This is a genomic window from Pseudomonas sp. S11P7, from assembly GCF_023195435.1.
GTDB lineage: Bacteria > Pseudomonadota > Gammaproteobacteria > Pseudomonadales > Pseudomonadaceae > Aquipseudomonas > Aquipseudomonas fluorescens_G.
In genome coordinates this window covers 2,635,983-2,662,008 of sequence record NZ_JALPKS020000002.1, presented here as the reverse complement: position 1 = coordinate 2,662,008, position 26,026 = coordinate 2,635,983, and the positions used below count along the sequence as shown (strand labels likewise).

Sequence of the window (26,026 nt, the reverse complement as noted above, 5' to 3'; positions counted from 1 at the left end):
AAGGCTGCCTCATGTCCTCTCCGTCTTCGGTTGATGAACAACGGTTTCGCAAACTCCTGACTCGCAACATCAGCCTGCCTTTGGGCGTTGGCGCACTGAGCGCCGTGTTCTTCGTGTCGCTGATCACCTATTTGCTGTCGGTCATCCAATGGGTGGAGCACACCGACCGGGTGATCAATAACGCCAACGAAGCGGTGAAACTCACCGTGGACCTGGAAACCGGCATGCGCGGCTATTTGCTCAGCGGTGACGAGCATTTCCTCGACCCGTACGAGACCGCCAAGCCGCGCATCGCCGTGGCGCTCAATACCCTGCTTGAGCTGACCGCCGACAACCCGGTGCAGACGGATCGTTTGCGCCGCCTGCAGGCGTTGCAGGTCGAGTGGGCCAATTACGCGCAATCGATGATCGATCTGCAACGCAGCAGCGGCGATTATCGTGGCGCGGTCAAGGCCGGGCGCGGCAAGCGCCTGACCGACGAAATCCGCAAGCAGTTCGAAGACGTCATCGAGACCGAACAAGTGTTACGCGCCACGCGCAATGAAGAAGTGCGCCGTACCACGATCTGGAGCATCAGCCTTTATCTGCTGTTCATCGGGGTAATCAGCGGTTTGCTGGCGTATGTCGGTCGCCGCGATCTGGTCAATCTTTCGCAGAGCTATAGCGCGACTTTGGCGGCGCAAGAAGCCAGTGCCGAGCGTCTGGAAAAACAGGCGTGGTTGCGCAACGGCCAGACACAACTGGCCGAGCAAGTGTTGGGGCAACTGACGCTGAATCTGTTGGGGCGCAATATCCTGCAGTTCTGCGCGCAGTATCTGGGCAGCGCCGTGGCCGCATTGTATGTGCGCGAAGAGCACGGCGGACTAAAACGCGTAGCCACTTACGGATTCTCCCGTGAACAGGAAGAGCAGGACCAGGCAATATTCAGTGGCGAAGGCATCGTTGGCCAGGTCGCGCAGCAGGCGCGGCTGATTCGTCTGGATTCGGTGCCGAGCGATTATTTCAAAGTCAGTTCCGGCCTGGGCGAGGGCTTGCCGCACAGCGTGCTGGTGGTGCCGACCAGCGACGACGATCGGGTCAACGGCGTGATCGAACTGGGTTTCCTGCGTCCGCTGACCCAGCGCGACATCGAATTGCTGGAACTGATTGCCGGCAACATCGGCACATCGATCGAAGCGGCGCGTTACCGTCAGCGCCTGCAAGAAGTGCTCGCTGAAACCCAGCAGCTCAATGAAGAGTTGCAAGTTCAGCAGGAAGAATTGAAAACCGCCAACGAAGAGCTGGAAGAACAGTCGCGAATTCTCAAGGAATCCCAGGCGCACCTGGAAACCCAGCAGGTCGAACTGGAACAAACCAACGAGCAACTTGCCGAACAGGCGCAGACCCTGGCCGAGCAGCGCGATGCCATGGACCAGAAGAACACCGAGCTCAATCAGGCCCAGGTGCAACTGGAAGAACGCGCCGAAGAGTTACAGCGTTCGAGCAAATACAAATCCGAATTCCTCGCCAACATGTCCCACGAACTGCGCACGCCGTTGAACAGCTCGTTGATTCTGGCCAAGTTGCTGGCAGAGAACCCGCAGGAAAACCTCAGCGCCGAGCAGGTCAAGTTTGCCGAGTCGATCTATTCGGCCGGCAACGACTTGCTCAACCTGATCAACGACATTCTGGATATTTCCAAGGTCGAGGCGGGCAAGCTTGAAGTACTGCCGGAAAACACCAGCGTCGGGCGCCTGGCTGAAGGCCTGCGCAATATGTTCGAGCCGTTGGCCGCAGACAAACAGTTGGCTTTTACTGTCGACCTGCAGCCGGGTGCGCCGGCCATGTTGTACACCGACCGCCAGCGTCTGGAGCAAGTGATCAAGAACCTGCTGTCGAACGCATTGAAGTTCACCGAAAAGGGTTCGGTCAGCTTGACCATCGCCGGCCAACCCGACGACCGTATTGCATTCATCGTTCGCGATTCGGGCATCGGTATTGCGCCCGACCAGCAGGAAAGCATTTTCGAAGCGTTCCGCCAGGCTGATGGCACCACTAACCGCAAATACGGCGGCACCGGTCTGGGCTTGTCGATTTCTCGTGATCTAGCGACCTTGCTCGGCGGCTCGATCAGCGTCAGCAGCACGCCGGGGCAGGGCAGTGTGTTCACGCTGCTGCTGCCGACTCAATACAGCGAGTCTGCCGAGGTGGCCTCGGCGCCGTTGACTTTCACGCCGCCTGCGCCAGCAGCGCCCGCAGCGCCGGCGCTCAATGTGTCACCGCTGGCACCGGTACATATCCCGCGTTTCGCCGATGACCGTGACAAGGCACCGTTCAACACACGCTGCATTCTGGTGGTAGAAGACGAACCGAATTTCGCTCACATCCTTTACGACCTCGCGCACGAACTGGGTTATCAGTGCCTGGTCGCCCACGGTGCGGACGAAGGTTACGATCTGGCCAAAGAGTTCGTTCCGGATGCCATCCTGCTCGACATGCGCCTGCCGGACCACTCGGGTCTGACCGTGCTGCAACGTCTCAAGGAACACGCCGGCACCCGGCACATCCCGGTGCACGTGATTTCCGTCGAAGACCGCGTCGAAGCAGCGATGCACATGGGCGCCATCGGCTATGCGGTCAAACCGACCACCCGCGAAGAGCTCAAAGACGTGTTCGCCCGCCTCGAAGCCAAGCTGACGCAGAAGGTCAAACGCGTGCTGCTGGTCGAGGATGACGATCTGCAACGCGAAAGCATCGCGCGGCTGATTGGCGATGAAGACATTGAAATCACCGCGGTGGGCCTGGCCCAGGATGCGCTGGAGCTGCTGCGCACGACGATCTACGACTGCATGGTCATCGATCTGAAGTTGCCGGACATGCTCGGCAATGACCTGCTCAAGCGCATGTCCACCGAGGACATCTGCTCGTTCCCGCCGGTGATTGTCTACACCGGGCGCAACCTGACCCGCGACGAAGAATCCGAGCTGCGCAAGTATTCGCGCTCGATCATCATCAAGGGCGCACGCTCGCCGGAGCGCTTGCTCGATGAGGTCACACTCTTTCTGCACAAAGTCGAATCGCAGTTGTCCCATGAACGGCAGAAGATGCTCAAGACCGCACGCAGCCGCGACAAAGTCTTCGAGGGCCGCAAGGTGCTGTTGGTGGACGATGATGTGCGCAACATTTTCGCCCTGACCAGTGCCCTGGAGACCAAAGGCGCAGTCGTGGTGATCGGCCGTAACGGTCGTGAAGCGATTGATAAACTCAACGAAGTCGAGGACATCGATCTGGTGTTGATGGACGTGATGATGCCGGAAATGGACGGTTTCGAAGCCACCATTGAAATCCGCAAGGATCCGCGCTGGCGCAAGCTGCCGATCATTGCGGTCACGGCCAAGGCCATGAAGGACGATCAGGAGCGCTGCCTGCAGGCGGGCGCCAATGATTACCTGGCCAAGCCCATCGATCTGGATCGTCTGTTCTCGCTGATACGTGTGTGGTTACCGAAAATGGAACGCATTTAGTGGAACGCAGTACACCCGCCGAACGAAACAGCGAAATCGAGCTGCGCCTGTTGATCGAGGCGATTTATCTCAAGTACAGCTACGATTTTCGCGATTACTCCGGCGCTTCGATTAAGCGCCGGGTGCAACACGCGTTGAGCCAGTTCGAGTGCGCGACGATTTCGGCGCTACAGGAAAAAGTGCTGCATGACCCGACGGCGTTCATGCAACTGCTGCAGCTGCTGACGATTCCGGTCAGCGAGATGTTTCGCGACCCTTCGCACTTTCTCGCCATTCGCAACGAAGTGGTGCCGCTGCTGCGCACCTATCCTTCGTTGAAAATCTGGATTGCCGGCTGCAGCACGGGCGAGGAGGTCTATTCGATGGCGATTCTGCTGCGCGAAGAAGGCCTGCTCGACCGCACGATCATCTACGCCACCGACATCAACCCGCGCTCGCTGGACAAGGCCAAGCAGGGCATTCTCTCGATGGAAAATGTCCGCGCTTATACCGCCAATTACCAGCAGGCCGGTGGCCAGCGCTCGTTCGCCGATTACTACACGGCTGCCTATGGCTATGCAATTTTCGACAAGACCTTGTGCGAAAACGTGACCTTTGCCGACCACAGTCTGGCCACTGACAGCGTGTTCTCCGAAACCCATTTGATTTCCTGCCGAAACGTTCTTATCTACTTCAACAAGAAACTCCAGGACCGGGCCTTCGGGCTGTTTCATGAATCGCTGTGTCACCGCGGCTTTCTGGTGCTGGGCAGCAAAGAGACGCTGGACTTTTCCAACTATGCCAACCGGTTCGAAGCGCTGGTGAAGCAAGAACGGATTTACCGCAAAACATGAACGAAGCGGCGGTTTTGCCTCGTGTCGAGGCCGTTGTGGTCGGAGCTTCCGCCGGTGGCGTCGAGGCGCTGCTGACCTTGCTCGGACCGCTGCGCCGTGGCTTCAGATTGCCGATCGTTGTTGTGTTGCACCTGCCTGAAGAGCGCCGCAGCCAATTGGCTGAGGTCTTCGCCCGACGTCTGCAAATGCCCGTGATCGAAGCCGCCGACAAGCAGGATATCGAAGCCGGTACGGTGTATTTCGCCACGCCCGGTTATCACCTGTCGATCGAAATGGACCGCAGCTTTTCCTTGAGTCAGGAAGACCGTTTGCACCATTCGCGGCCCTCGATCGATTTTCTGTTCGAGTCCGCGGCCGACGCCTACGGGCCCACGCTGGTCGCTGTTTTACTGACCGGTGCCAATCACGATGGCGCGCGCGGGCTGGCCTACGTCAAGCGCTGCGGCGGTTTGACCATTGTCCAGGACCCCAACGAAGCACAGGTCGCCACCATGCCTCAGGCTGCAATGAACATTCGGCAGCCGGATCATGTCCTACCCATTCACGACATCAGCGGTCTGCTTGTCGAGCTGGAACGAATCGCATGCTAAGTAACATCCAAGCCAAACTGCTGATCGTCGATGATCTGCCGGAGAATCTGCTGGCACTCGAAGCGCTGATCAAGCGCGAAGACCGCACGGTCTACAAAGCCCTGTCAGCGGATGAGGCGTTGTCGTTGCTGCTGCAACACGAGTTCGCCATGGCCATTCTCGATGTGCAGATGCCGGGGATGAACGGCTTCGAACTCGCCGAATTGATGCGCGGTACCGAGAAAACCAAGAACATCCCGATCATTTTCGTCAGCGCCGCCGGCCGTGAACTGAACTACGCGTTCAAAGGCTACGAGAGTGGGGCGGTGGACTTTCTGCACAAACCGCTGGATATCCATGCGGTGAAAAGCAAGGTCAACGTGTTCGTCGATCTGTATCGCCAAAGCAAAGCGTTGAAGCAACAGCTCGAAGCGCTCGAGCAGGCCCGTCGCGAACAGGAAGCGTTGCTGCAACAACTGCAAAGCACTCAGGCCGACCTCGAGCAGGCCGTGCGCATGCGCGATGACTTCATGTCGATCGTCGCCCACGAAGTGCGCACGCCGCTGAACGGTCTGATCCTCGAAACCCAGCTGCGCAAAATGCACCTGGCCCGCGACAACGCTTCGGCGTTCACCCTCGACAAGATGCACGCCATGGTCGACCGCGATGAGCGGCAGATCAAAAGCCTGATTCGCCTGATCGAAGACATGCTCGACGTGTCGCGTATTCGTACCGGCAAGTTGTCGATCCGCCCGAGCCGTTTCGATCTGGTGCAACTGGTGAGCAATCTGCTGCAGAACTTCGCTCAACAGATCGAAGCCGCAGAGACAGAAGTGTCGTTGACCGTATTCGGCCCCGTGGAAGGTCACTGGGACGAGTTCCGTATCGAGCAAGTGGTCTCGAACCTGCTGACCAATGCCTTGCGTTACGGCGGCCGCAGCCCGATTCAGGTGCGCGTCTACCGTGAAGGTGATGAAGCGCGAATCGAGGTCCAGGACCACGGCATCGGCATCAGCAAAGAGAACCAGAAGCGCATTTTCCAACAGTTCGAACGGGTTTCCGCCAAGACGGTAGTGGCCGGGCTCGGGCTGGGTCTGTTCATTTCCGAGCAGATCGTCGCCGCCCATGGCGGCTCCATCGTCGTCGAAAGTGAAATCAACGAAGGCGCCCTGTTTCGCGTTTGTCTGCCAATCCAGGAAAACGGCATATCCGACGCAACCTCTGATTGACCGTACGGTCGTATCAGCAGCTATTGACCGAACAAAGGCTTCCCATGAGCGTAGATGCACAAGATGTAGTACTCGTCGTCGAAGACGAACCGGTTATCTTGATGGTTCTGACGGATTATCTGTCGGGGCAGGGCTATCGCGTGTTGCAGGCGGAAAACGGTGAGCAGGCGTTCGAGATTCTGGCGAGCAAGCCGCACCTGGACATGCTGATCACTGATTTTCGTTTGCCGGGCGGAATCTCCGGCGTGCAGATCGCCGAACCTGCCGTCAAACTGCGCCCGGATCTGAAAGTGATCTTCATCAGTGGTTATCCGCAGGAAATCCGCGAGACCGGTAGCCCGATCACCAACAAGGCTCCCATTCTGGAGAAACCCTTCGATCTGGACGTGCTGCAGGAAAAGATTCAGGAATTGCTGGCCTGACTGCCTGGCCCGCTTGCGCGGGCCGTGGATTGCCAGTCAGTTCTTGATCATCTCGCGCACCTTGGCGGTGAGCAGATCGAAGGTGAACGGTTTGGTAATCATCTGCATGCCAGAGTCCAGAAACCCGCCACGCACTGCGGCGTGCTCGGCGTAACCGGTGATGAACAGCACCTTCAGACCGGGCCGGTATTGGCGGCCGACTTCCGCCAGTTGGCGGCCATTCATGCCCGGCAAACCGACGTCGCTGATCAGCAGATCGATGCGCTGCGTCGAATTGAGGAACGGCAGCGCTGTGTCGGCGTCGCCTGCCTCAACGTAGGCATAACCCAGCTCGCTGAGCACAGCACAGACCAGAACGCGCACCGCTGGATCATCCTCGACGATCAGTACGGTTTCGCCATCCAGCGCATCCGGCGATTGCTCAACGTCTTTATCGTCGCTGACCATCTCTTCACCGCGAAAGCGCGGCAGGTAGAGTTTTACCGTGGTGCCTTGATCGATTTCGCTTTCGATCGAAACATGGCCGCGCGACTGCTTGCTGAACCCGTAAATCATCGACAGGCCCAAACCCGTGCCCTGGCCGATCGGTTTGGTGGTGAAGAAGGGATCGAACGCGCGGCTCATGACACTTTGCGGCATGCCGCAGCCGTTATCGGTGACGCTGAGCATCACGTAATCGCCAGGCTCTAGATTGCTGTAAGCCTCGGTGAAATCGCGATGCAGCACCTGATTGCTGGTCTCGACCACCAGTTTGCCGCCGTCGGGCATGGCGTCACGGGCGTTGATCACCAGGTTGAGCAGGGCGCTTTCCAGTTGATTGGGATCGGCTTCGGCGATCCAGAGGTTTTCATTCAGACGCATCTCCAGATGAATGCTTTCATTGAGGCTGCGCTGCAACAACTCGCCCATCGACAGCACCAGGGTGTTCATCTGTACGGCTTTCGAATCCAGCGACTGGCGACGCGAAAAAGCCAGCAGACGATGGGTCAGGCCGGCAGCGCGGTTGGCTGAGGTCACGCCCAGATCGATCAGGCTGTCGAGATCTTCGGTTCGCCCACGGGCCAAGCGCCGACGGATCAATTCGAGGCTGCCGATGATCCCGGTGAGCATGTTGTTGAAGTCGTGCGCGATGCCGCCGGTGAGCTGGCCGACGGCCTCCATTTTTGCGACTGGCGCAACGCTTCTTCGTTGTGGCGCAGTTGCGCGGTGCGCTCTTCGACCTGTTGCTCGAGGGTTTCGAGGGTCGATTGCAGGCGTCGTTCGCTTTCGCTCAGGTCAATCAGGCGATCGCGCGCTTCGTATTGTCGTCGTCGCCCGCGCAATGCGGCGGAGACCATACTGACCAGCGTCACCGGATGAAAAGGGCGTTCAAGGAAACTCACGTTACCGAGCAGATCGCTCAGGCGCGACGAGGGGCCTTGCTCCTGTCCGCCGTGGTGGGTCAGCAGAATGATCGGCAGATCCGACCACGCCGGTTGCTGCTCCAGCCAGGCGAACAGCGTTTCCATTTCCGGCCCGCGCAGTGCCTCGGCGGCAACCAGCAGCAAACCTGCACCCAGGTCCAGTTGCGTACACAACTCACCGAGAGCGGGGGTGACGACGCCGCCGTAACCGGCCTCATTGAGTATCTTCAGCGCAATCTGACTGTCGCGACCCAGGGGCGCCAGAATCAGCGCCCGTTCGGCCAGTGGCACCTCGAGATTCACAAGCTGTCTTCCTGAAGCAGCGGATTGTTCGCGCCGAGGTAAGTTGGGACGCCACGCAGCACGCCTTGAAACGCTTCCAGCGGTTCACCGATGGTCATGCCGACTTTCGAGATCCGGAATTCACGAATGGTCGATTCGTGACTGCCGGTGCGTTTCTTGATGATGGAAATCGCGCGGCGGACTTTGCCCAACGCTTCGAAGTAGCGCAGCAGCACTACGGTGTCAGCCAGGTAGGTAATGTCGACTGGCGCTTGCATGTCACCGACCAGGCCATGTTGGGCGACGGTCATGAACGTCGCCGCGCCTTTACGGTTCAGGTACAGCAACAGTTCGTGCATGTGCAGAACGAGCGCGTTTTCCTCCGGCATTGCAGCCTGATAGCCGTTGATGCTGTCGATCACCACCGTCTTGATTTCGCGTTCGTCGACACAACGCCGCACACGATGGGAGAACTCGCCCGGCGACAGTTCGGCAGCGTCCACCTGTTCGATCAGCAGATTGCCAGTGGCTTGCAGCGCCTTGAGATCGATACCGATGTTTTTCATCCGTTCATGCAGCAGGCCGAGTTCTTCGTCGAAGATAAACAGCGCAGCCTTTTCACCACGACCGACAGCGGCTGCGGCGAAGATCATCGAGATCAGCGACTTGCCGGTACCGGCAGGACCAAGGATCAACGTGCTGGAGCCGGTCTCGATGCCGCCGCCGAGCAGCGCGTCCATTTCCTTGATGCCGCTGGACAGCTGCAACCGCGCGTACTCGCCACGGTGTTCGGCTGCCACGAGCCGGGGAACACATGCACGCCGTCACCCATGATGGTGAAGTCATGGAAGCCGCCGCGATACTTCTGTCCGCGGTATTTGACCACCCGCACGCGTCGCCGCTCGGCGCCGTAGGTCGGCGTCAGTTCCTCGAGGCGGATCACCCCGTGAGCCACACTGTGCACGGTTTTATCGAGGGATTCGGTTGTCAGGTCGTCAAGCAGCACCACGGTTGCGTTATAGCGCACGAAATAATGCTTGATGGCCAGGATCTGCCGGCGATAACGCAAGGAGCTTTGCGCCAGCAAGCGGATCTCGGAGAGGCTGTCGAGCACCACGCGGGTCGGCTTGAAACGCTCGACCGCTTCGAAAATCTGCTTGGTCGCCTCGCCCAGTTCCAGGTCGGAGGAGTACAGCAGGCTTTGCTGATGCTCGGCGTTGAGCAGGCTTTCCGGCGGCGTCAGCTCGAAGATTTCGATGTTTTCGTCCAGCGTCCAGCCGTGGGACAGCGCGCCTTGGCGCAGTTCGTGCTCGGTTTCCGAGAGCGTGATGTACAACGAGCGCTCGCCGGCTTTCGCGCCAGCCAGGAGAAAATGCAAAGCGACCGTGGTTTTGCCGGTTCCGGGTTCACCCTCCAGCAGAAACACATGACCGCGAGACAAGCCACCGGCCAGGATGTCATCCAGACCCGCAATGCCGGTAGCGGCTTTCGCACTGATCAACTCGTTAGAAGTAGACAAATAATGTCCTCTCATGACTAAGGGAAGCGCGACCATTGATGCATTGGGTCGGCCTGAATAACTTGACCTTAAGCCGTGATGGCAGTTCCGCTTATTGTTTGCGGATGTTGCGGGTTCTTAGGCTCAGAGACCCTGTTGCAACGCCGGATCATCAGGGTTCAGCTGTTCGAGTTGCGCGAGCAGAATCTGCACATTTTGCAGCTGGCCGCTTTCTTTCCAGTAATTGATCAGCAAAACCCGGGCCTTGCGGTCGGCGGGATGGCGCTGAACGATTTCCTGCAATTGTTTTTGGGCCGCCTCCAGTTCTTCTGCGCTGTGCAGCGTGGTCGCGAGGTCGTAGCGGTAATCCTTGTTGTCCGGTTCCAGCTCGACGGCTTTGGACAAACCCAGCAGGGCGTATTCACGCTGGCCGTGGTGCAGCAACCACAAGCCCAAGGCATGTTGCAGATAGGCCGAATCAGGCTGGGCCTTGAGTTGCCGGGCCAGTAATTGCCGGGCCGCGTCGCTCTGGCCCTGACGATCCAGGACATCGATCTGCATGACCAGCGCCGGCAGATTGCCCGGCTCCAGGCGCAGCGAGTTTTCCAGGGCGACTTGCGCTTGCTTGAGTTCGGCGTTGTGAATGTGCAGCCGCGCCAATTGCGCGTAGTTGGCGGCACTTTCTGGTTGTGCCTTGAGTGTTTGCTGCCAACCGTCGATGGCTTGCTGAAGCGGCGCGAAATACAGCCCCAGCTCGTCCGGCGTCAGGCCGAGGAGGGCGTTGATAGCGGCAAAACGCACATTCTGATCGGCATCGTCGAGGATCGGCCCCAACAGCAGGCTGCGTTGTCCGCCCGGGACCAGCCCGACCACACTCTTGATGGCGGCCAATCGTACTTCGGGGGCCTCGTTCTGCAGGTCGGTATCCGCCAGTTTCAGCGCCTGTGGGCTCGGGTAGTTGGGCAGCTCGCCGTGCAGCCATACGCGGCGTTTGACCGAAATGTCCGGGCGGCCCAGTTGCTGATACAACTGGCGTGCCGCGCCCGGTTCACCGGTGCGCGCGGCGTTCAGTGCTTCGCTGTAACCGTGCTTGATCGCATCGGGGATCACCGGGGCGGTGCTACGTAGCGAAACCCAGGCCACGATAACGATAAGCACCAGGCCGAGGCTGATATACAGATAGCGGCGAGACTGAGGCATGCAGGTTTCCGAAACAGGCGTTGTTGAGCAGAGCGGCAAGCTTCGGTCAGCGCGGGCGATCAGTCAAACCCTCTACATGCGAATCGTCCTACGAGCTGCGTCGACTCAGTTGAGCACCAAGCCGACGATGCAGTGTCTACGCTTGCAGGAGTCGTTTCGTTGAGTGTGCCCATGCAAGCCCTGTTCAATTACTTCAAGGCCATAATCCATCCCGGCCAGGCCGTCCTGCTGTTTGCCCTGCGTACCATTGCGGCGGGCTTACTGACGTTGTATCTGGCGTTCGTCTTCGACCTCGACCAGCCCAAATGGTCGATCATGGCGGTGGTCATCGTCAGTCAGCCCTTGGCCGGGATGGCGCTGGCGCGCAGCTTCGGCCAGGTGATCGGCACGACCCTCGGTGCGGCTGTCGCCGTGTTGATCATGGCCATTTTTCCCCAGGCGCCATTGCCTTTTATCACCACGCTCGCGCTGTGGCTGGCACTGTGCACCGCCGGTGGCACGTTGCTGCGCTATACCAGTTCACAAGCGTTCGTGCTCAGTGGTTACACCGCGGTGGTCGTGGCGCTGCTGGCGATTCCGGATCCGGACGGGACATTTTTACTGGCGGTAACTCGCGTGACTGAAACCCTGCTGGCCGTGGCGTGCGTGTGCGTAGTCAGCTTGTTGACGGCGCGACCGCAAGCCGTGGCCAAGGGTTATTTCGCCAAGGTCGATCAGGTGATCAAACTGGCGGCCAGGCATGCCGCGGCAGTGCTGCGCACCGAAGAAAGCGAAGAAGATTTTCAGCGACGCCAGCAGCAATTGCTTGGGGAAATCAGCGCGCTGGAGGGTTTGCGTCGGCATCTTTACTTCGATGCGCCGCGTTTGCGCAGTGCCAATAATCTGGTGCTGCTGCTGGGCAATCAACTGACGCTGCTGACCTCGCGACTCACCGCATTACGCCACCAGCGAGAACTGCTCACCGAGCGCTGGGAGGGTGATCTGCCGCTGGAGGTGCAACGCTTGCGCAGTGAAGAACTGGCACTTTTCGACGAATTGGCCGAGCAGGGGCGCTCGTTGTCCGGCGAGCGCCGTCAGCATTTCTTCACCCTGCAGCAGCAATTCGAAGGGCTGGCGTACGAGGCTGAGCAACTGACCGAAAACATGAGCGCGACCCTGCGTTCGCTGGCCTGGGCGTTACGCTGGGAACAGGCGCGGCTGCTGCAGCAACTGGAACAGATCCTTGAGCTGAGCGATGCGATCCAGGAGGGGCGTGAGGCCAGCGTGCTCTATCGCGCTCAGGTCAGCCCCCTGCATCTGGATTTCACCCTGGCTTCGATGAATGCGGTTCGCGCCTTTACGGCATTGCTGGTGGCCGGATTGATCTGGATCGAAACCGCCTGGGACGGCGCACGCGGCGGAATGATTCTGGTGGGGATTCTGTGTTCGCTCATGGCAACGTTTCCGCGACCGCTGATGGCTGCGCAGAGTTACGCCCGCGGCCTCGGTCTGGCGCTGGTGGTCTCGGCGCTCTATCAGTTCATGCTGGTGCCGGCGATCAGCGATTTCGAGCCGTTGGCCTTGATGCTCGCGCCGCTGCTGTATGTCATCGCGATCGGGCTGGCAAACCCGGCGACGACGGGCATTGCCATGGGCCTGGGGTTGTCGAGCTTTTTGATGATCGGTCCGCAGAACGTCGGCACCGGCCAGAATACCGCGATTCAGTGGTTCGAATTTGCGGGTGCTTACGTCAGTGCGGCAATGCTGGCGCTGCTGGTCTATGCGTTGATTTTTCCATTCCGCCCGGCATTGCGCTTGCGCCGCTTGTATAACGAAGCGCGTGAGCAGGTATATGCGCTGAGCAAAACTGCGCCGACCGGCGAGGAGCAGTTCGCCTTCGAAAGCCGCATGGTCGATCGCCTGACCAGCATGCTCGGTCTGCTGCCTGCGGCGAACACCCGGGCCATGCAACAACTGTATGAGGTCAGCCTGGCGTGCGTGGCGCTGGGTGTGGCGATGCATCAGTTGCGCCAGCAAGCGCAAAACAATGCGTTGCTCAGTGTTGCATTCAGTCAGCATCTGGCGTCTGCCCTGCGCAAGACCGGGCGTTTTGTCGCCGGGCGCGAGGATGTGCAACTGGCCTCATTGCTGACGACGTTACGTGCATTGGGCGATGAACTGGATGATCTGCATGTCGCCAGCCATGAACATCTGTGGTCGGTATTTCGTATGCGCGTAGCCCTTTTGATCATCGTGTCATTCCTGCAGCGTCACGGTGAGTTCATCGAACGCTCGATTCCGGAAGGAGAGCCGGCCCTTGCCCATTGATTTCGAGATTGGCGGTGTCTATCTGCCGCCCATTGCCCAGGCGTTGTTGTTGGCCATACCGATATTCGTGGTACTGGACTGGGGTCTGCGCCGCCTCGGCGTGCTGCGTCTGGTCTGGCACGAAGCGCTGTTTGAAGGCGCCTTGTATGCGTGCGTTTGTGCGACGCTGATTCTGTTGATGGGAGCCTGATGCCTTGAAAGTGTTATTTGCGCGGTTGGTCACATTGGCGGTGGTGGTGTTGGCCATCGTGCTGGGCTGGTTTGCCTGGGAGTATTACACCCGTGCGCCATGGACACGGGATGCGCGGGTGAGGGCGGATGTGGTGACGCTGTCGGCGGATGTTTCAGGGCGCATTGTCAGCCTGGCGGTGCAGGACAACCAGCATGTCGACAAGGGGCAGCTGCTGATGGAGATCGATCCGGCCCGTTATCGTCTGGCAGTGGAGCATGCGCGGCGCTCGGTCGAAGTCGCCCGGGCATCGTTGGGGCAGTCCCAAGCGGCAATCGTCGCCAGTGAAGCCCTGCTCAAGCAACGCCAAAGCGAGGAGCGTCGACGGCGTACGCTCAAGCAGGGCTTTGCGATTTCCGGTGAGGAGTGGGAGAAATCCAGAACCGATGTCGCGGTTGCCCAGGCAGACCTGTTACGCAATCAAGCCAATCTCGGGCTGGCCGAGGCCAATGTGCAGTTGGCGGTTGCGGCATTGGCCCAGGCCGAACTTGATCTGCAGCGCACCGCGCGTCGAATCGCCGGTCAGCGGCTATGTCACCAACCTGTTGACCCGTCAGGGCGATTACGCGACAGCGGGTGGCGCACTGATGGCGCTGGTCGACAGTGATTCGTTCTATATCAGCGGTTACTTCGAGGAGACCAAACTGCCGCGCATCGCCGAGGGTGATCGGGTACGCGTGCAGTTGATGAGCGGGGAAACCTTTGGCGGTTCGGTGCAGAGCATCGCCTTTGCCATCGCCGACCGGGAAAACGCACCGGGTAGTCGGCTGCTGGCCAACATCAACCCGAGTTACACCTGGGTAAAACTGGCGCAGCGGGTGCCGGTACGTATTGGTATTGATAGTGATTTTGCCGGCAAGAATCGGCTGCGCGCCGGTACAACCGCCACCGTCACCGTCCTTGAAGACCACCGCTGATTGATCGTTCCCACGCTCTGCGTGGGAATGTAGCCCGTGACGCTCCGCGTCACTGGACGCGGAGCGTCCCTTGAGGCGTTACCACGCGAAGCGTGGGAACGATCAATACAAGGGCTGCACAAAACCATAAAAAAACCCCGCGACCGAATGATACGCGGGGCAAAAGAATTGGTTGGTTGCGGCCAACCAAAGGAGCTCTTTAAAATCGGTTATTTGCTGGCGACGGTCTCCGGCTGCCAGCCGCCGCCGAGGGCTTTGTAGATTGCGACGATGCCGCGATAAAGGTCGACTTCGGCCTGGGCCTGGCTGTCTTCGGCGTTCAGCCGTTCACGCTGCGCGTCGAGCAACACGAGGAAGTCGGTGGTGCCTTCGCGGTAGCGGATTTCAGCGAGGTCGGCAGCCTTGCGGCTTGATTCACTCTGGCGGATCAACGAGATCAACCGTTGCTGGCGCTTGCCGTAATCGCTGAAGGCGTTTTCCGATTCTTCCAGCGCCAGCAGCACTTGCTGCTCATAGGTCGCCAGTGCGCCTTCGGCTTCGGCGTCGGCGCCGCGCAAACGGGCTCGCACGCTACCCAGGTCAAACGCAGCCCAAGTGATGCTCGGGCCGAGGGCCCAGGCATTGGCGGCCGACGAACCGATCTGCGAACCGCGCCCGGCCGTCCAGCCGAGGAAGCCGCTGAGGCTGACGCGCGGGAACAGGTCGGCTTTCGCTACACCGATACGCGCCGTGGCCGAGGCCAATTGGCGCTCCGCGCTGAGGATGTCCGGGCGACGTTGCAGCAATTCACCCGGATCGCCGATCGGCAAAGCCTTGGCAATCGCTGGCAGGTCTTTCGGGCTCAGGTCAACGGTCAGCTTGTCCGGACGCTCACCGAGCAGGGTGGCGATGCGGTTTTTCTGCCGCACCTGTTCCGCCTGCAACTGCGGCACGGTCGCTTCGACGTTGGCCAGGCGCGCATCGGCGCGTTCCACGTCGAGCTGATCACCGACACCGGCATCACGCAGGCTGACGGTGATCTTGCGTGATTCCACCTGGTTGTTCAGGTTGGCCACGGCGATCTTCTCGCGCAGTTGCGCACCGCGCAGTTGCCCGTAAGCGTCGACCAGTTCGGCAATCATCGTGACTTGCAGTTGATACAGGTCGGCTTCGGCAGCCTGCTGGTCGGCGTCGCTGGCTTCCAGATTGCGCTGGATGCGCCCGAACAGATCCAGTTCCCAGGCCATGTCCAGGCCCAGATCGTAGCGTTCGCTGTTGACCCGGTCGGTGGTCTGGCCGGGAATCTGGCCTTTACCCAAATCACTGCTGGCACGGCTGGTGATGGTCGGCATCGCGTCGTTGCTGGCATCGTCGCGGATCGCCCGAGCGGCTTTCAAACGGGCGAACGCTACGCGCAGTTCACGGTTGCCTTGCAGCGATTGCGTGACCAACTGGTTGAGGGTCGGGTCATCGAATTGCTGCCACCAGATGCCTTCGAATTTCGACCGGTCGAAGTTCTTTTGCCCGGCGGCGCCGTCGGTGGCGGCCGTGATGTTGGCCGCCTCCGTGGCTGGGGTCTTGTAGTCGGGGCCGACGGCGCAGGCGCTGAGGGCCAGCACCAACAGGCTCGGCAGGAAGACTTTCAGACTCATTGATGCGCCTCCAGTGGTTTTGGAAGGTTGTGCGCTTTGGCGGCCTTGCGGGCCTCACTGCGTTCAACGAAGTTACGGATCAGCACGTAGAACACTGGCGTCAGCAACAGACCGAAGAAGGTCACCCCGAGCATCCCGGAGAACACCGCCACACCCATGGCATGACGCATTTCGGCACCGGCACCGCTGGAGAACACCAGTGGCACCACACCCATGATGAACGCGAAGGAGGTCATCAGGATCGGCCGCAGACGCAGACGGCAGGCTTCCAGTACCGCGGCGAGCGGGTCGAGGCCTTCTTGCTGTTTGTCCTTGGCGAACTCGACGATCAGAATCGCGTTCTTACAGGCCAGTCCCACCAGTACGATCAAGCCGATCTGGGTGAAGATGTTGTTGTCACCGCCCGAGATGATCACGCCGGTGATGGCCGACAGCAGGGTCATCGGTACGATCAGGATCACCGCCAGTGGCAGGCTCCAGCTTTCGTACTGAGCAGCGAGCACCAGGAACGCCAGCAATACGCAGAGCGGGAACACGAACAGCGCGGTGTTGCCGGACAGAATCTGCTGGTAGGTCAGGTCGGTCCACTCGTAGGTCATGCCGTTCGGCAATTCATCCTTGAGCAGTTTCTCGATGGCTTTTTCGGCCTGGCCGGAGCTGTAGCCGGGGGCGGCGGCACCGTTGATTTCTGCGGTGATGAAGCCGTTGTAGTGCATCACGCGATCCGGCCCCGAGGTGTCGCTGACCTTGATGAAGGTCGCCAGCGGGATCATCTCGCCTTTGTTGTTGCGTACTTTCAGCTGGCCGATCTGATCGGATTCAAGGCGGAACTGCTGCTCAGCCTGAACGTTGACCTGATAGGTGCGCCCGAAGCGGTTGAAGTCGTTGGCATACAGCGAACCCAGGTAGATCTGCAGGGTGTCGAAGATATCGCTGACCGCCACGCCGTGGGTTTTGGCTTTTTCGCGGTCGATAGCAGCATCGACCTGCGGCACGTTCACGGTGTAACTGGTGAACAGGCCGGCCAGTTCCGGCACGTTGTGGCTCTTGTTGATGATGTTCATGGTTTCTTTGTACAGCTCGTCGTAACCGAGGTTGCCACGGTCTTCGATTTGCAGACGGAAACCACCAATGGTGCCCAGACCCTGTACCGGCGGTGGCGGGAAGATCGCCATGTACGCCTCTTGAATGTTCGCGTACTGACCGTTCAAGGCCCCGGCGATTGCACCGGCGGACATGCTCGGGTCTTTACGTTCGTCGAACGGTTTCAGGGTGACGAAGACGATGCCGGCGTTCGGGCTGTTGGTGAAGCCGTTGATCGACAGGCCCGGGAACGCTACGGCGCTTTCCACGCCTGGCTGTTTCAGCGCCAGGTCAGACATGCGCTTGATCACGTCTTCGGTGCGGTCCAGGCTCGAGGCGTCGGGCAGTTGCGCGAAGGCCACCAGGTATTGCTTGTCCTGGCCAGGTACGAAACCGGTCGGCGTGCTGGAGAAACCGAAGAACGTCAGCACCATCAGGCCTGCGTACAGCAGCAGGGCGATGCCGCTGCCACGGATGATCCGGCGCACGGTGCCGACGTAACCATGGCTGGCACGATCGAAGAAGCGGTTGAACGGGCGGAACAGCCAGCCACCGAAGATCTTGTCGAGCACTTTCGAGAAGCGGTCTTTCGGCGCGTCGTGGCTTTTCAGCAAGACAGCGGCCAGCGCTGGCGACAGGGTCAGCGAGTTGAAGGCCGAGATCACCGTCGAGATGGCGATGGTCAGGGCGAACTGCTTGTAGAACTGCCCGGTGAGGCCGGAGATGAACGCGGCCGGTACGAACACCGCACACAGCACCAGCGCCGTGGCAATGATCGGGCCGGTCACTTCACGCATCGCCCGTTTGGTCGCTTCGACCGGTGTCAGGCCGAGTTCGATATTTCGCTCGACGTTCTCCACCACCACGATGGCGTCGTCCACCACGATACCGATCGCCAGTACCAGGCCGAACAGTGACAGGGCGTTGAGCGAGAAGCCGAACAGGTGCATCACCGCAAACGTACCGATCAACGATACCGGCACCGCCACCAACGGAATGATCGAGGCGCGCCAGGTCTGCAGGAACAGGATCACCACCAGAACTACGAGGATCAGCGCTTCGAACAGGGTGTGAACCACCGCCTCGATCGAGCCGCGCACGAAAATCGTCGGGTCATAGACGATGCTGTAGTCCATGCCCTGCGGGAAGCCTTTCTTCAACTCTTCCATCTTCCCGCGAACTTCGTTCGAGATATCGATGGCGTTGGAGCCCGGGCGCTGGAAGATCGGGATCGCCACGGCCGGCTGGTTGTTCAGCAGCGAACGCAAAGCGTATTGGCTGGAACCGAGTTCGACGCGAGCGATATCTTTGAGGCGGGTGATTTCACCGTCGTCGCCAGCACGAATCACGATGTTTTCGAACTCTTCCTCAGTGACCAGACGGCCCTGGGTGTTGATCGACAATTGGAAGCTTTGCGCGGTCGGGGCAGGGGGCGCACCGAGCTGGCCGGCAGCCACCTGACGGTTCTGCTCGCGGATCGCAGTGACCACGTCGGTTGCGGTCAGATTGCGCGAAGCGGTCTTGTTCGGATCGAGCCAGACACGCAGCGAGTAATCGCCCATGCCGAACAGCTGCACGTCACCGACTCCACCGAGACGCGCCAGCTCATCCTTGATGTTGAGGATCGCGTAGTTGGACAGGTAGAGCATGTCGTAGCGCTTGTCCGGCGAGGTCAAGTGCACAACCATGGTCAGGTCGGGCGAAGCCTTGTCGACGGTGATACCGATGCGCGTCACTTCTTCTGGAAGTTTCGGCTCGGTCCGGGTTACGCGGTTCTGCACCTGTACCTGCGCGTTGTCCAGGTCAGTGCCCAGGGCGAAGGTGATGGTCAGGGTGATCTTGCCGTCAGCGGTCGATTGCGAGGACATGTACAGCATGTTCTCGACGCCGGTGATGGCTTGCTCCAGCGGCGCAGCCACGGTTTCACCGATGACTTTGGGGTTGGCGCCCGGGAAGTTGGCGCGTACCACCACGGTGGGCGGTACGACTTCCGGGTATTCGCTGATCGGCAACTGGAACAGCGAGATCGCACCGGCGATCAGGATCAACAGCGACAGCACCGCTGCGAAGATCGGCCGGGAAATGAAGAATTGGGAAAAATTCATCGGAGTTGTCGTCCCTTAACCGCGTGGGGTCGTAGCAGCCAGCTTCGCAGCCGAACCCGACGCACCCTTGGCAGGGGCGACTTTGGGCAGGTTGCTGGCTTCCAGCGCTTGACGTTGTTGGGCGAGGGCGGCGAGGGTCTGCTCGCTGGCCATCGGGATCACTTCAGGGGTGACTGGCGAGCCGGGACGCACCCGCTGCAGGCCCTTGACGATGATCGTGTCGTCTTTTTGCAGACCGGTGCGGACGATGCGCAGGCCTTCGATTTTCGGCCCGAGCTCGACAGGGCGGTAGGCGGTTTTGTTGTCCGCATCCATCACCAGCACGAACTTCTTGCCCAGGTCGGTGCCGACGGCTTCGTCGTTGATCAGCATGGCGTTGTAGGTGCCGCTGCCGACCAGTTTCAGCCGTGCGTACAAGCCAGGGGTGTAGGTGCCGTCAGTGTTGTCGAACACCGCGCGGCCACGGATGGTGCCGGTTTTCGGGTTGACCTGGTTGTCGACGAAGTTCATCTGACCCTGGTGCGGGTTGCCGTCTTCGTTGGACAGGCCCATGTACACCGGAGTCGTCGCACCGCGTTGGCCGTTGCGGGCCAGTTGGGTGTACTTGAGGAACACGCGCTCGTCGGCGTCGAAGTAGGCGTAGACCTTGTCGGTCGAAACGACGCTGGTCAGCGCAGTGGTGTCGGCGGTGACCAGGTTGCCGGCGGTGATCTCGGCACGGCTGACGCGACCGCTGATTGGCGCGGTGACGCGGGTGAAGCTCAGGTTCAGTTTGGCCAGATCCAGTTGCGCTTGCAGGGCACCAACGGCGGCGCGGGCTTCCTGGGCGGCGCTGGTGCGCGAATCAGCCAGTTCGGCGGAGATCGCGTTGCTGCTGCGCAGGCGTTCGCCGCGAGCGGCTTCGTTTTCACTGCGGGTGGCGGTGGCGCGGGCCTGGGCGACCAGGGCTTCGAGGCGGCGGACCTCGGCCTGGAACGGACGCGGGTCGATCTGGAACAGCAGGTCGCCTTTCTTGACCAGTGCGCCTTCGGTGAAGGCTACCTGATCGATCTGGCCGGAGACCCGCGGACGGATTTCAACGGTTTCCGGCGCTTCGAGGCGCCCGGTGAATTCGTCCCACTCATTGACCGGTTGTTCCAGCACCTTGGCCACGCTGACTTTTGCAGGTGGCATGGCAGCGGTGGTCTCCGGGGTTTTGCCGCAGGCGCTCATCACCAGTACGGCCAAAAGGGCCAACGGGAAGCGCAAATGTTTGAGTGAATGTTCCATGGATGCATCCGCCAAAGTATTGAAGATGGGCGGATGATGCTCGGCAGGGTGTGATGGCACGAATCGAATGAAGCAAAGGTAACTATCATTCGGAATGATATAAGACCGTGATCAGCCCTCTAGCGTGCACCTTTCGTTAGGGGGCTATCAATAGGTTTGTGGGCAATGATCTGTTGCGTGGCGTGCAATGATTACAATTTGTGGGTAGCGCTGGATTTTGTGGGAGCTTGCCTGCAAGGGATGGCTTTGTTTCAGGCGCTGAGTTTTTTGGTTTGAGTACATATCCGTTGCTGCGGTAACGGCGGCTTAGGGTTTCGCCCTTACGGCGAGGCACTTTTTCCAGACGCCGAAAAAGTACCCAAAAGGCTTGCTCCTGCGTTCGGCCCTCGCAAGCTCGGGTCCCTTCGCTCCGGGATCGATTCGGGCGCAGCGGCTACGGTTTGCTTCGCTGCACCTACTTCCGCTGTGTACGACTTCGTCGTACGGTCGCTGCGCTCCCACGCCCGGATCAATCCCTCCACTCAGCCTTCCGATGTCGCTGGTTAGGCAAGATCAAGGGCACTCGAGCTAACGCTCATTGTTGAGTGGTTAGAAGCGTCGCATGGCTTGAGATTTTCGGTGGATTCGCCCCTCACCCCAGCCCTCTCCCGAGGGAGAGGGGGCCGATTTGGGTTGGCTTTGAAGTTTGTGTTCGACGCGTTATTTCAGGTTGGCGCAGCTCGCACATTCACCACGGTTGTTCCCTCTCCCTCCGGGAGAGGGCTAGGGTGAGGGGCTTTTGATTTTCGGTTGCTGGTTTGGTGGTGCACGCGATCTCTGTGGGAGCTTGCCTGCAAGCGATGGCGGTCGCACAGGCGACACTTTCATTGCCAGACCCACCGCCATCGCCAGCAGGCTGGCTCCCACAGGTTACGCGGCAATCAAACGCCGAACCCACCATTGCAGCGGGCCCGGCGAGCCAATCAGAGTTTCGGCAACTGGCCGATGCGGCCGATCATTTCGGTGACGATTTGCAGGTCCAGCTGGAATTGCTCGACGGTCTTGAATTCGCCGTCGGTGTGGCCGGTGTATTTCACGTCAGGCATGGCCAGACCGAACTGCACGCCGTTGGGCAATTCATGCACCGAGGTCGCGCCGGCGGAGGTGCCGAACTCGTGTTTCATGCCGAGGTTTTCCGTGGCGACCGCCAGCAACGCTTTGACCCATTCACCTTCGGGGTTGCGGTACATCGGTGCTGCGACCGAATAATCGAACGCCACTGCGACGTGGGTTTTCTTGCTCCAGGCGGCAAGTTTGTCGGCGATTTCGGCTTTCAGTTTTTCGGGCGATTTGCCTTTCGGCACACGCAGATTGACCGCGAGCTTGAAGGTCTTGTCGTCCATACCGACGAAGGTCGGCGAGGTGGTCAGCGGCCCCATGAAGGCGTCGGAGAAACCCACACCGAGCTTGTTACCGAGGTAGTCCAGGCCCCAGTTGTCGGCGAGGTAACGGGCGGCGTCGGTGATGTGGTTGTGCTTGAGCGCGACCTTGCCATCAACGCTATTGATGAAATCGAGCATGCGCGCCACTGGATTGACCCCGGACTCGGGTTCGGAGGAGTGCGCGGACACACCGGTCACCGTCAGTTTGACGTCCTTGCCATCGACTTTGGCGCTGACCTCGAAATCGCCGCCATTGCGCTTGGCGTATTCGTTACCGGCCTTTTGCAGGCTCGCGGCCAGTTCCGCGGGCTTGTCGGTGAGCAAGGTCGCTACCGAGGCAGATGGAATCTGATTGGTCGCCATGCCGCCGGTCAACGCGACGATTTCTGCACCGTTGCCTTCACCTTTACGCTTGGCGAAGTTGGCCATGACCGTGCCGTAACCTTTTTCGGCGATCACCACCGGGTAGCCGCCGTCCAGCGCGAGGTTGTAGTTAGGCGTCGGATTGCGCTCGAAATAGTAAGGAATCGCGTCACCGGTGGTTTCTTCGGTGGTGTCGACCAGCAGCTTGAAGTTGCGCACCAGCGGCAGCTTTTCTTCCTTGATCACCTTCATTGCGTAGAGGGTGACGACGATGCCGTTCTTGTCATCTTCAGTGCCGCGACCGTACATGCGATCGCCGATCAGAGTGATCTTGAACGGGTCGAGGCGGGTGCCGTCCTTGAGCACCCAGTTTTCCGGAGTCACCGGCACCACGTCGGCGTGCGCATGAATGCCCACGACTTCATCACCGCTGCCGTCGAGGGAAATCTCGTAGACGCGGTTGTCGATGTTGCGAAATTTCAGACCGAACGACTCGGCCAGACTCTTGATCTTCGCAGCGATCTTGATGAATTCCGGGTTGTCGTGCTGCTCAACGCCGTCCTTGCGATAGGTCGGGATTTCGACCAGCTCACGCAGGGTTTCGGTGGCCGCAGCGCTGTATTTCACTCGCGTGTACAGACCGAGCAGGCGATAGATCTCGTTCTGCTGCTCAGCGGTCAGAGTCTTCTTGCCGAGATAGGCGCCGATGGCCGGGCTGATCTCGGCTTTTTTCGCCAGATCACTTTTGCCCAGCTCAGTGAGGAACTGATGGAAATCAGTCACTGACGCGGCGTTGTAGGTTTTCAGTATTTCGGCGCTTTGCTGCGCGGTGATGTTGGCTTGTGCAGGCGCGGTGAAGACGGCGAGGCCGGCCAGCATCAGTGTGGTGGCCGCGAGTTTTTTGAAAGGGACATTCATTGCGAAAGGCATTCCTTTGCAGAGTGATAAATAAGTCGTGCCTGAATCTCAGGACACATGCACTTACAAACTACCACCGCTGCGCAGGAATGCGGGAGCCCCGAAACGGGACGTGTCGCACAGAACGGCAAAAGCGACGCATCAATGAAAACGTCCTCCTGCGCAAAAACACGTCATGGCTTGATCATGAGCGCTTATTCATGCTCAGCTCGTTGCCGACAATTCGATTGGATGACAGGCCCATGAAAGATCTCCCGCCGACCGCGACCTTGCGTGCCTTTGAAGTCGCCACCCGGCACCCGACTTTTACCGCTGCCGCCGAAGAACTGCATGTGACCCAGAGCGCGGTCAGCCATCAGCTCAAACACCTCGAAGCGCTGTGGGGGCTGCCATTGTTCGAGCGTGGCAAAGCGTTACGACTCACCGCAGCGGGAGCGACGCTGGCGCCGATCGTGCGGGAGTTTTTCATCAGTCTGGAGGCGACACTGGCTGATTTGCGCGAGCAAAAGGGCAGGGTGCGGCTGAGCGTCAGCACGACGTATTCCTTTGCGCTGAAATGGCTGCTGCCGCGTTTGCCGAGTCTGTCGCGGCAGCACCCCGAGCTGCTGGTGGCGCTGGACACCACAGACAAAATCATCCATTTCGCCGCGGGCCAGGCTGACGTGGCGATCCGCCTGGGCAAGGGCAATTACCCCGGTCTGTATGCGGAATTTCTGTTCGGCGAGCAGGTATTCCCGGTCGCCAGTCCCGAATTGCTGCGGCGCATCGGCATGCCGCACAGCCCGGCCGAACTGCTGCACTTTCCGCTGCTGACCCGCGATGGCGCCGAGTTGGTGCCGAAATGGGAAGCCTGGTTCGAAGCCATTGGGCTGGGGTTTTCGCCCGTTCGTGAAAGCGTCCGGTTTGGCGACACCAACATGACGGTCGAAGCGGCTTTGCTCGGTCAGGGTGTGGCGTTGGTGCGCAGCGGCCACGTCGAGAACGAGATTGCCGATGGCCGACTGGTGCGCCTGTTCGACGTGCCATTCGCGTCGCCGCTGGCCTACTATTTTGTCTGTCCGAAGGGTATCGAAGCGCAGCCGCACATTGTCAGCTTTCGCCAGTGGTTGATGAGCGAGGCGATGAAAGTCCGTTGAGTGAGTTCATGAGGATTTGCTCATGACACATTGAGAAGACTTCGCTGTCGTCTGCTGACTGCGTTACCTAATATGGTGCCCATGCCTACTCATATCGTGATCCTGGTTCTTTTCGCCGCACTCCTGCATGCCAGTTGGAACGCGCTGCTACGCGGCGGTGCCGATCGGCTGTGGTCGATGACGGTGATGTGCATTGCCATTGCGATCACCTGTGCCATCGCCGCCGCGTTCATGCCGATGCCCGCCGCCGCCAGTTCGGGTTACGCGGTGCTCTCGGCGCTGCTGCATGTCGGCTACAACCTGTTTCTGGTGCGCAGTTACCGCGTCGCCGAACTGGGCCAGGTCTATCCGATTTCCCGTGGATCGTCGCCCGCGCTGATCACCCTCGGTGCTGCCGTTTTCGCCGGTGAGCGCATCGCGCCCGGCCAACTGCTTGGCGTTGCACTGGTGTCCGGCGGGATTATTTCGCTGGCCTTTAGCGGGCGCAGGCTGTCGGTGCCGAGCCTGCCTTACGCATTGGGCACCGGTTGTTTTATCGCCGCCTACAGCGTTGTCGACGGTATCGGCGCCCGGCTGTCAGGCGCGCCGCTCGCTTATACAGTGTGGATGTGCGCGTTGTGGGGTGTGCTGATGCCCGCGGTATACATCGCCCTGCGCGACGCCCGCAGCCTGTTCACTCTGCGGCCGGGAACGTCAGCCGCCGTCATCGGCGGGCTGGTCTCGTTGCTGGCCTACGCCATCGTCATCTACGCAATGAACGAAGCGCCGCTGGGCGCGGTGTCGGCATTGCGCGAAACCAGCGTGCTGTTCGCAGCGTTGATCGGCTATCTGTTTCTCGGCGAAGCACTCAGCGTCCGGCGGATATTGGCGTGCGTGGTGATCGTCAGCGGCATTTTCATCATCGGCTGACACGGCCGACTGTTCAGGAGCCAGGTTCATGAATGAAGTCTCGCAGGCACCGTTGATTCTGATCACCGGTGGCAGCCGCGGAGTCGGTGCCGCTACGGCCCGCCTCGCCGCCGCCCAGGGCTATGACGTCGCCATCAGCTATGTGGCCAACGAGTCTGCGGCGCGAACGGTGATCGAAGATGTGAAAGCCGCGGGGCGCAGGGGGTTGGCGGTGCGCGCTGACAGCGCCGATCCCGGACAGGTCGCCGAATTGTTCGCGGCCATCGACCGCACCTTCGGACGCATCGACGTGCTCGTCAACAATGCCGGGATGCTGGCCAGGCAATCGCGTCTTGAAGACCTCGACTTCACGCGGATGCAGCGCATCTTTGCGGTCAACGCCATCGGGCCGATCCTGTGCGCCCAACAGGCCATCAAGCGCATGTCGCACCGGCATAACGGCCCGGGCGGCGTGGTCATCAATGTGTCTTCGGCGTCGGCGCGTCTCGGCAGCCCCAATGAATACGTCGATTACGCCGCGTCGAAAGGCGCACTGGAAACCTTCACCATCGGCCTGGCCAAGGAAGTCGCCCGAGAAGGCATACGCGTCAACTGCATCCGCCCCGGCCACATCTACACCGACATGCACGCCAGTGGCGGCGAACCCGGACGCGTCGATCGCGTCAAGGACTCGATCCCCATGGGCCGAGGCGGGCAACCGGAGGAGGTTGCGCGGGCCATTCTTTGGCTGGCGAGTGCGGAGGCATCGTTTGTCACTGGTACGTTTCTGGATGTGACCGGCGGGAAGTGATTCAGACGG

15 protein-coding genes and 3 pseudogenes are annotated in these 26,026 nt (G+C 60.1%); 11 read left to right on the top strand and 7 right to left on the bottom strand.

The window, feature by feature from the left end:
• The first annotated feature begins 11 nt into the window (after positions 1-11).
• Genes M0746_RS12255 through M0746_RS12235 form a run of 5 tightly spaced genes read left to right on the top strand, consistent with a single transcriptional unit; the run spans position 12 to position 6,556 of the window.
• Complete coding sequence (locus M0746_RS12255) at positions 12-3,503, top strand: response regulator (RefSeq protein ID WP_258449364.1); 3,492 nt, start codon at positions 12-14, stop codon at positions 3,501-3,503.
• Positions 3,503-4,336: a CheR family methyltransferase gene (locus M0746_RS12250; RefSeq protein ID WP_258449363.1), complete on the top strand. Its 834-nt coding sequence runs from the start codon at positions 3,503-3,505 to the stop codon at positions 4,334-4,336. The genes M0746_RS12255 and M0746_RS12250 overlap by 1 nt, the downstream gene beginning before the upstream one ends.
• Positions 4,333-4,926 carry a chemotaxis protein CheB gene (locus M0746_RS12245; RefSeq protein WP_258449362.1) on the top strand — a complete coding sequence of 198 codons (594 nt, stop codon included), beginning with the start codon at positions 4,333-4,335 and terminating at the stop codon, positions 4,924-4,926. Before M0746_RS12250 ends, M0746_RS12245 begins: the two co-directional genes overlap by 4 nt.
• Positions 4,920-6,134 (top strand): hybrid sensor histidine kinase/response regulator, encoded by a 1,215-nt coding sequence (locus M0746_RS12240; protein ID WP_090283326.1) that lies wholly within the window; start codon positions 4,920-4,922, stop codon positions 6,132-6,134. The genes M0746_RS12245 and M0746_RS12240 overlap by 7 nt, the downstream gene beginning before the upstream one ends.
• 44 nt (positions 6,135-6,178) lie before the next feature.
• Positions 6,179-6,556, top strand: coding sequence for a response regulator (locus M0746_RS12235; protein WP_039761562.1), 378 nt, complete (start codon positions 6,179-6,181; stop codon positions 6,554-6,556).
• Positions 6,557-6,592: 36 nt separating this feature from the next.
• Here M0746_RS12235 and M0746_RS12230 read toward each other — a convergent pair.
• The 3 genes and pseudogenes from M0746_RS12230 to M0746_RS12220 form a co-directional block, all read right to left on the bottom strand.
• Positions 6,593-8,262, bottom strand: a pseudogene (locus M0746_RS12230) (ATP-binding protein).
• Positions 8,259-9,760, bottom strand: a pseudogene (locus tag M0746_RS12225) (ATPase domain-containing protein). Before M0746_RS12225 ends, M0746_RS12230 begins: the two co-directional pseudogenes overlap by 4 nt.
• A gap of 123 nt (positions 9,761-9,883) precedes the next feature.
• Complete coding sequence (locus M0746_RS12220; protein WP_258449361.1) at positions 9,884-10,939, bottom strand: tetratricopeptide repeat protein; 1,056 nt, start codon at positions 10,937-10,939, stop codon at positions 9,884-9,886.
• Positions 10,940-11,110: 171 nt separating this feature from the next.
• On the opposite strand from M0746_RS12220, the gene M0746_RS12215 reads away from it, so the two are divergent.
• From M0746_RS12215 to M0746_RS12205, 3 genes and pseudogenes are all read left to right on the top strand, one after another.
• Complete coding sequence (locus M0746_RS12215; RefSeq protein ID WP_258449360.1) at positions 11,111-13,246, top strand: FUSC family protein; 2,136 nt, start codon at positions 11,111-11,113, stop codon at positions 13,244-13,246.
• The gene (locus tag M0746_RS12210) at positions 13,236-13,436 is read left to right on the top strand and encodes a DUF1656 domain-containing protein (protein ID WP_258449359.1); all 201 of its coding nucleotides are present in this window, start codon (positions 13,236-13,238) and stop codon (positions 13,434-13,436) included. Before M0746_RS12215 ends, M0746_RS12210 begins: the two co-directional genes overlap by 11 nt.
• Before the next feature lie 4 nt (positions 13,437-13,440).
• Positions 13,441-14,392 (top strand): annotated as a pseudogene (locus M0746_RS12205) (biotin/lipoyl-binding protein).
• Positions 14,393-14,601: 209 nt separating this feature from the next.
• Here M0746_RS12205 and M0746_RS12200 read toward each other — a convergent pair.
• The 4 genes from M0746_RS12200 to M0746_RS12185 form a co-directional block, all read right to left on the bottom strand.
• Complete coding sequence (locus M0746_RS12200; RefSeq protein WP_208937480.1) at positions 14,602-16,023, bottom strand: efflux transporter outer membrane subunit; 1,422 nt, start codon at positions 16,021-16,023, stop codon at positions 14,602-14,604.
• Positions 16,020-19,211, bottom strand: coding sequence for an efflux RND transporter permease subunit (locus tag M0746_RS12195; RefSeq protein WP_258449358.1), 3,192 nt, complete (start codon positions 19,209-19,211; stop codon positions 16,020-16,022). The genes M0746_RS12200 and M0746_RS12195 overlap by 4 nt, the downstream gene beginning before the upstream one ends.
• 15 nt (positions 19,212-19,226) lie before the next feature.
• Positions 19,227-20,480: a multidrug efflux RND transporter periplasmic adaptor subunit MexE gene (gene mexE / locus M0746_RS12190; RefSeq protein ID WP_258449357.1), complete on the bottom strand. Its 1,254-nt coding sequence runs from the start codon at positions 20,478-20,480 to the stop codon at positions 19,227-19,229.
• A 962-nt stretch (positions 20,481-21,442) separates the two neighbouring features.
• On the bottom strand, positions 21,443-23,182 hold the full coding sequence (locus M0746_RS12185) for a dipeptidase (RefSeq protein ID WP_258449356.1): 1,740 nt from the start codon (positions 23,180-23,182) through the stop codon (positions 21,443-21,445).
• A gap of 242 nt (positions 23,183-23,424) precedes the next feature.
• Between M0746_RS12185 and gcvA the strand changes: the two genes are divergently transcribed.
• The 3 genes from gcvA (at position 23,425) to M0746_RS12170 (ending at position 26,017) form a co-directional block, all read left to right on the top strand.
• Positions 23,425-24,318 carry a transcriptional regulator GcvA gene (gcvA, locus tag M0746_RS12180; RefSeq protein ID WP_258449355.1) on the top strand — a complete coding sequence of 298 codons (894 nt, stop codon included), beginning with the start codon at positions 23,425-23,427 and terminating at the stop codon, positions 24,316-24,318.
• An 81-nt stretch (positions 24,319-24,399) separates the two neighbouring features.
• Entirely contained in the window at positions 24,400-25,227 is an 828-nt protein-coding gene (locus tag M0746_RS12175) for a DMT family transporter (protein WP_258449354.1), read from the top strand.
• Between the two features lie 28 nt (positions 25,228-25,255).
• A complete protein-coding gene (locus tag M0746_RS12170; protein WP_258449353.1) occupies positions 25,256-26,017 on the top strand; it encodes an SDR family oxidoreductase in 762 nt (253 codons plus the stop codon).
• The last annotated feature ends 9 nt before the right edge of the window (positions 26,018-26,026 follow it).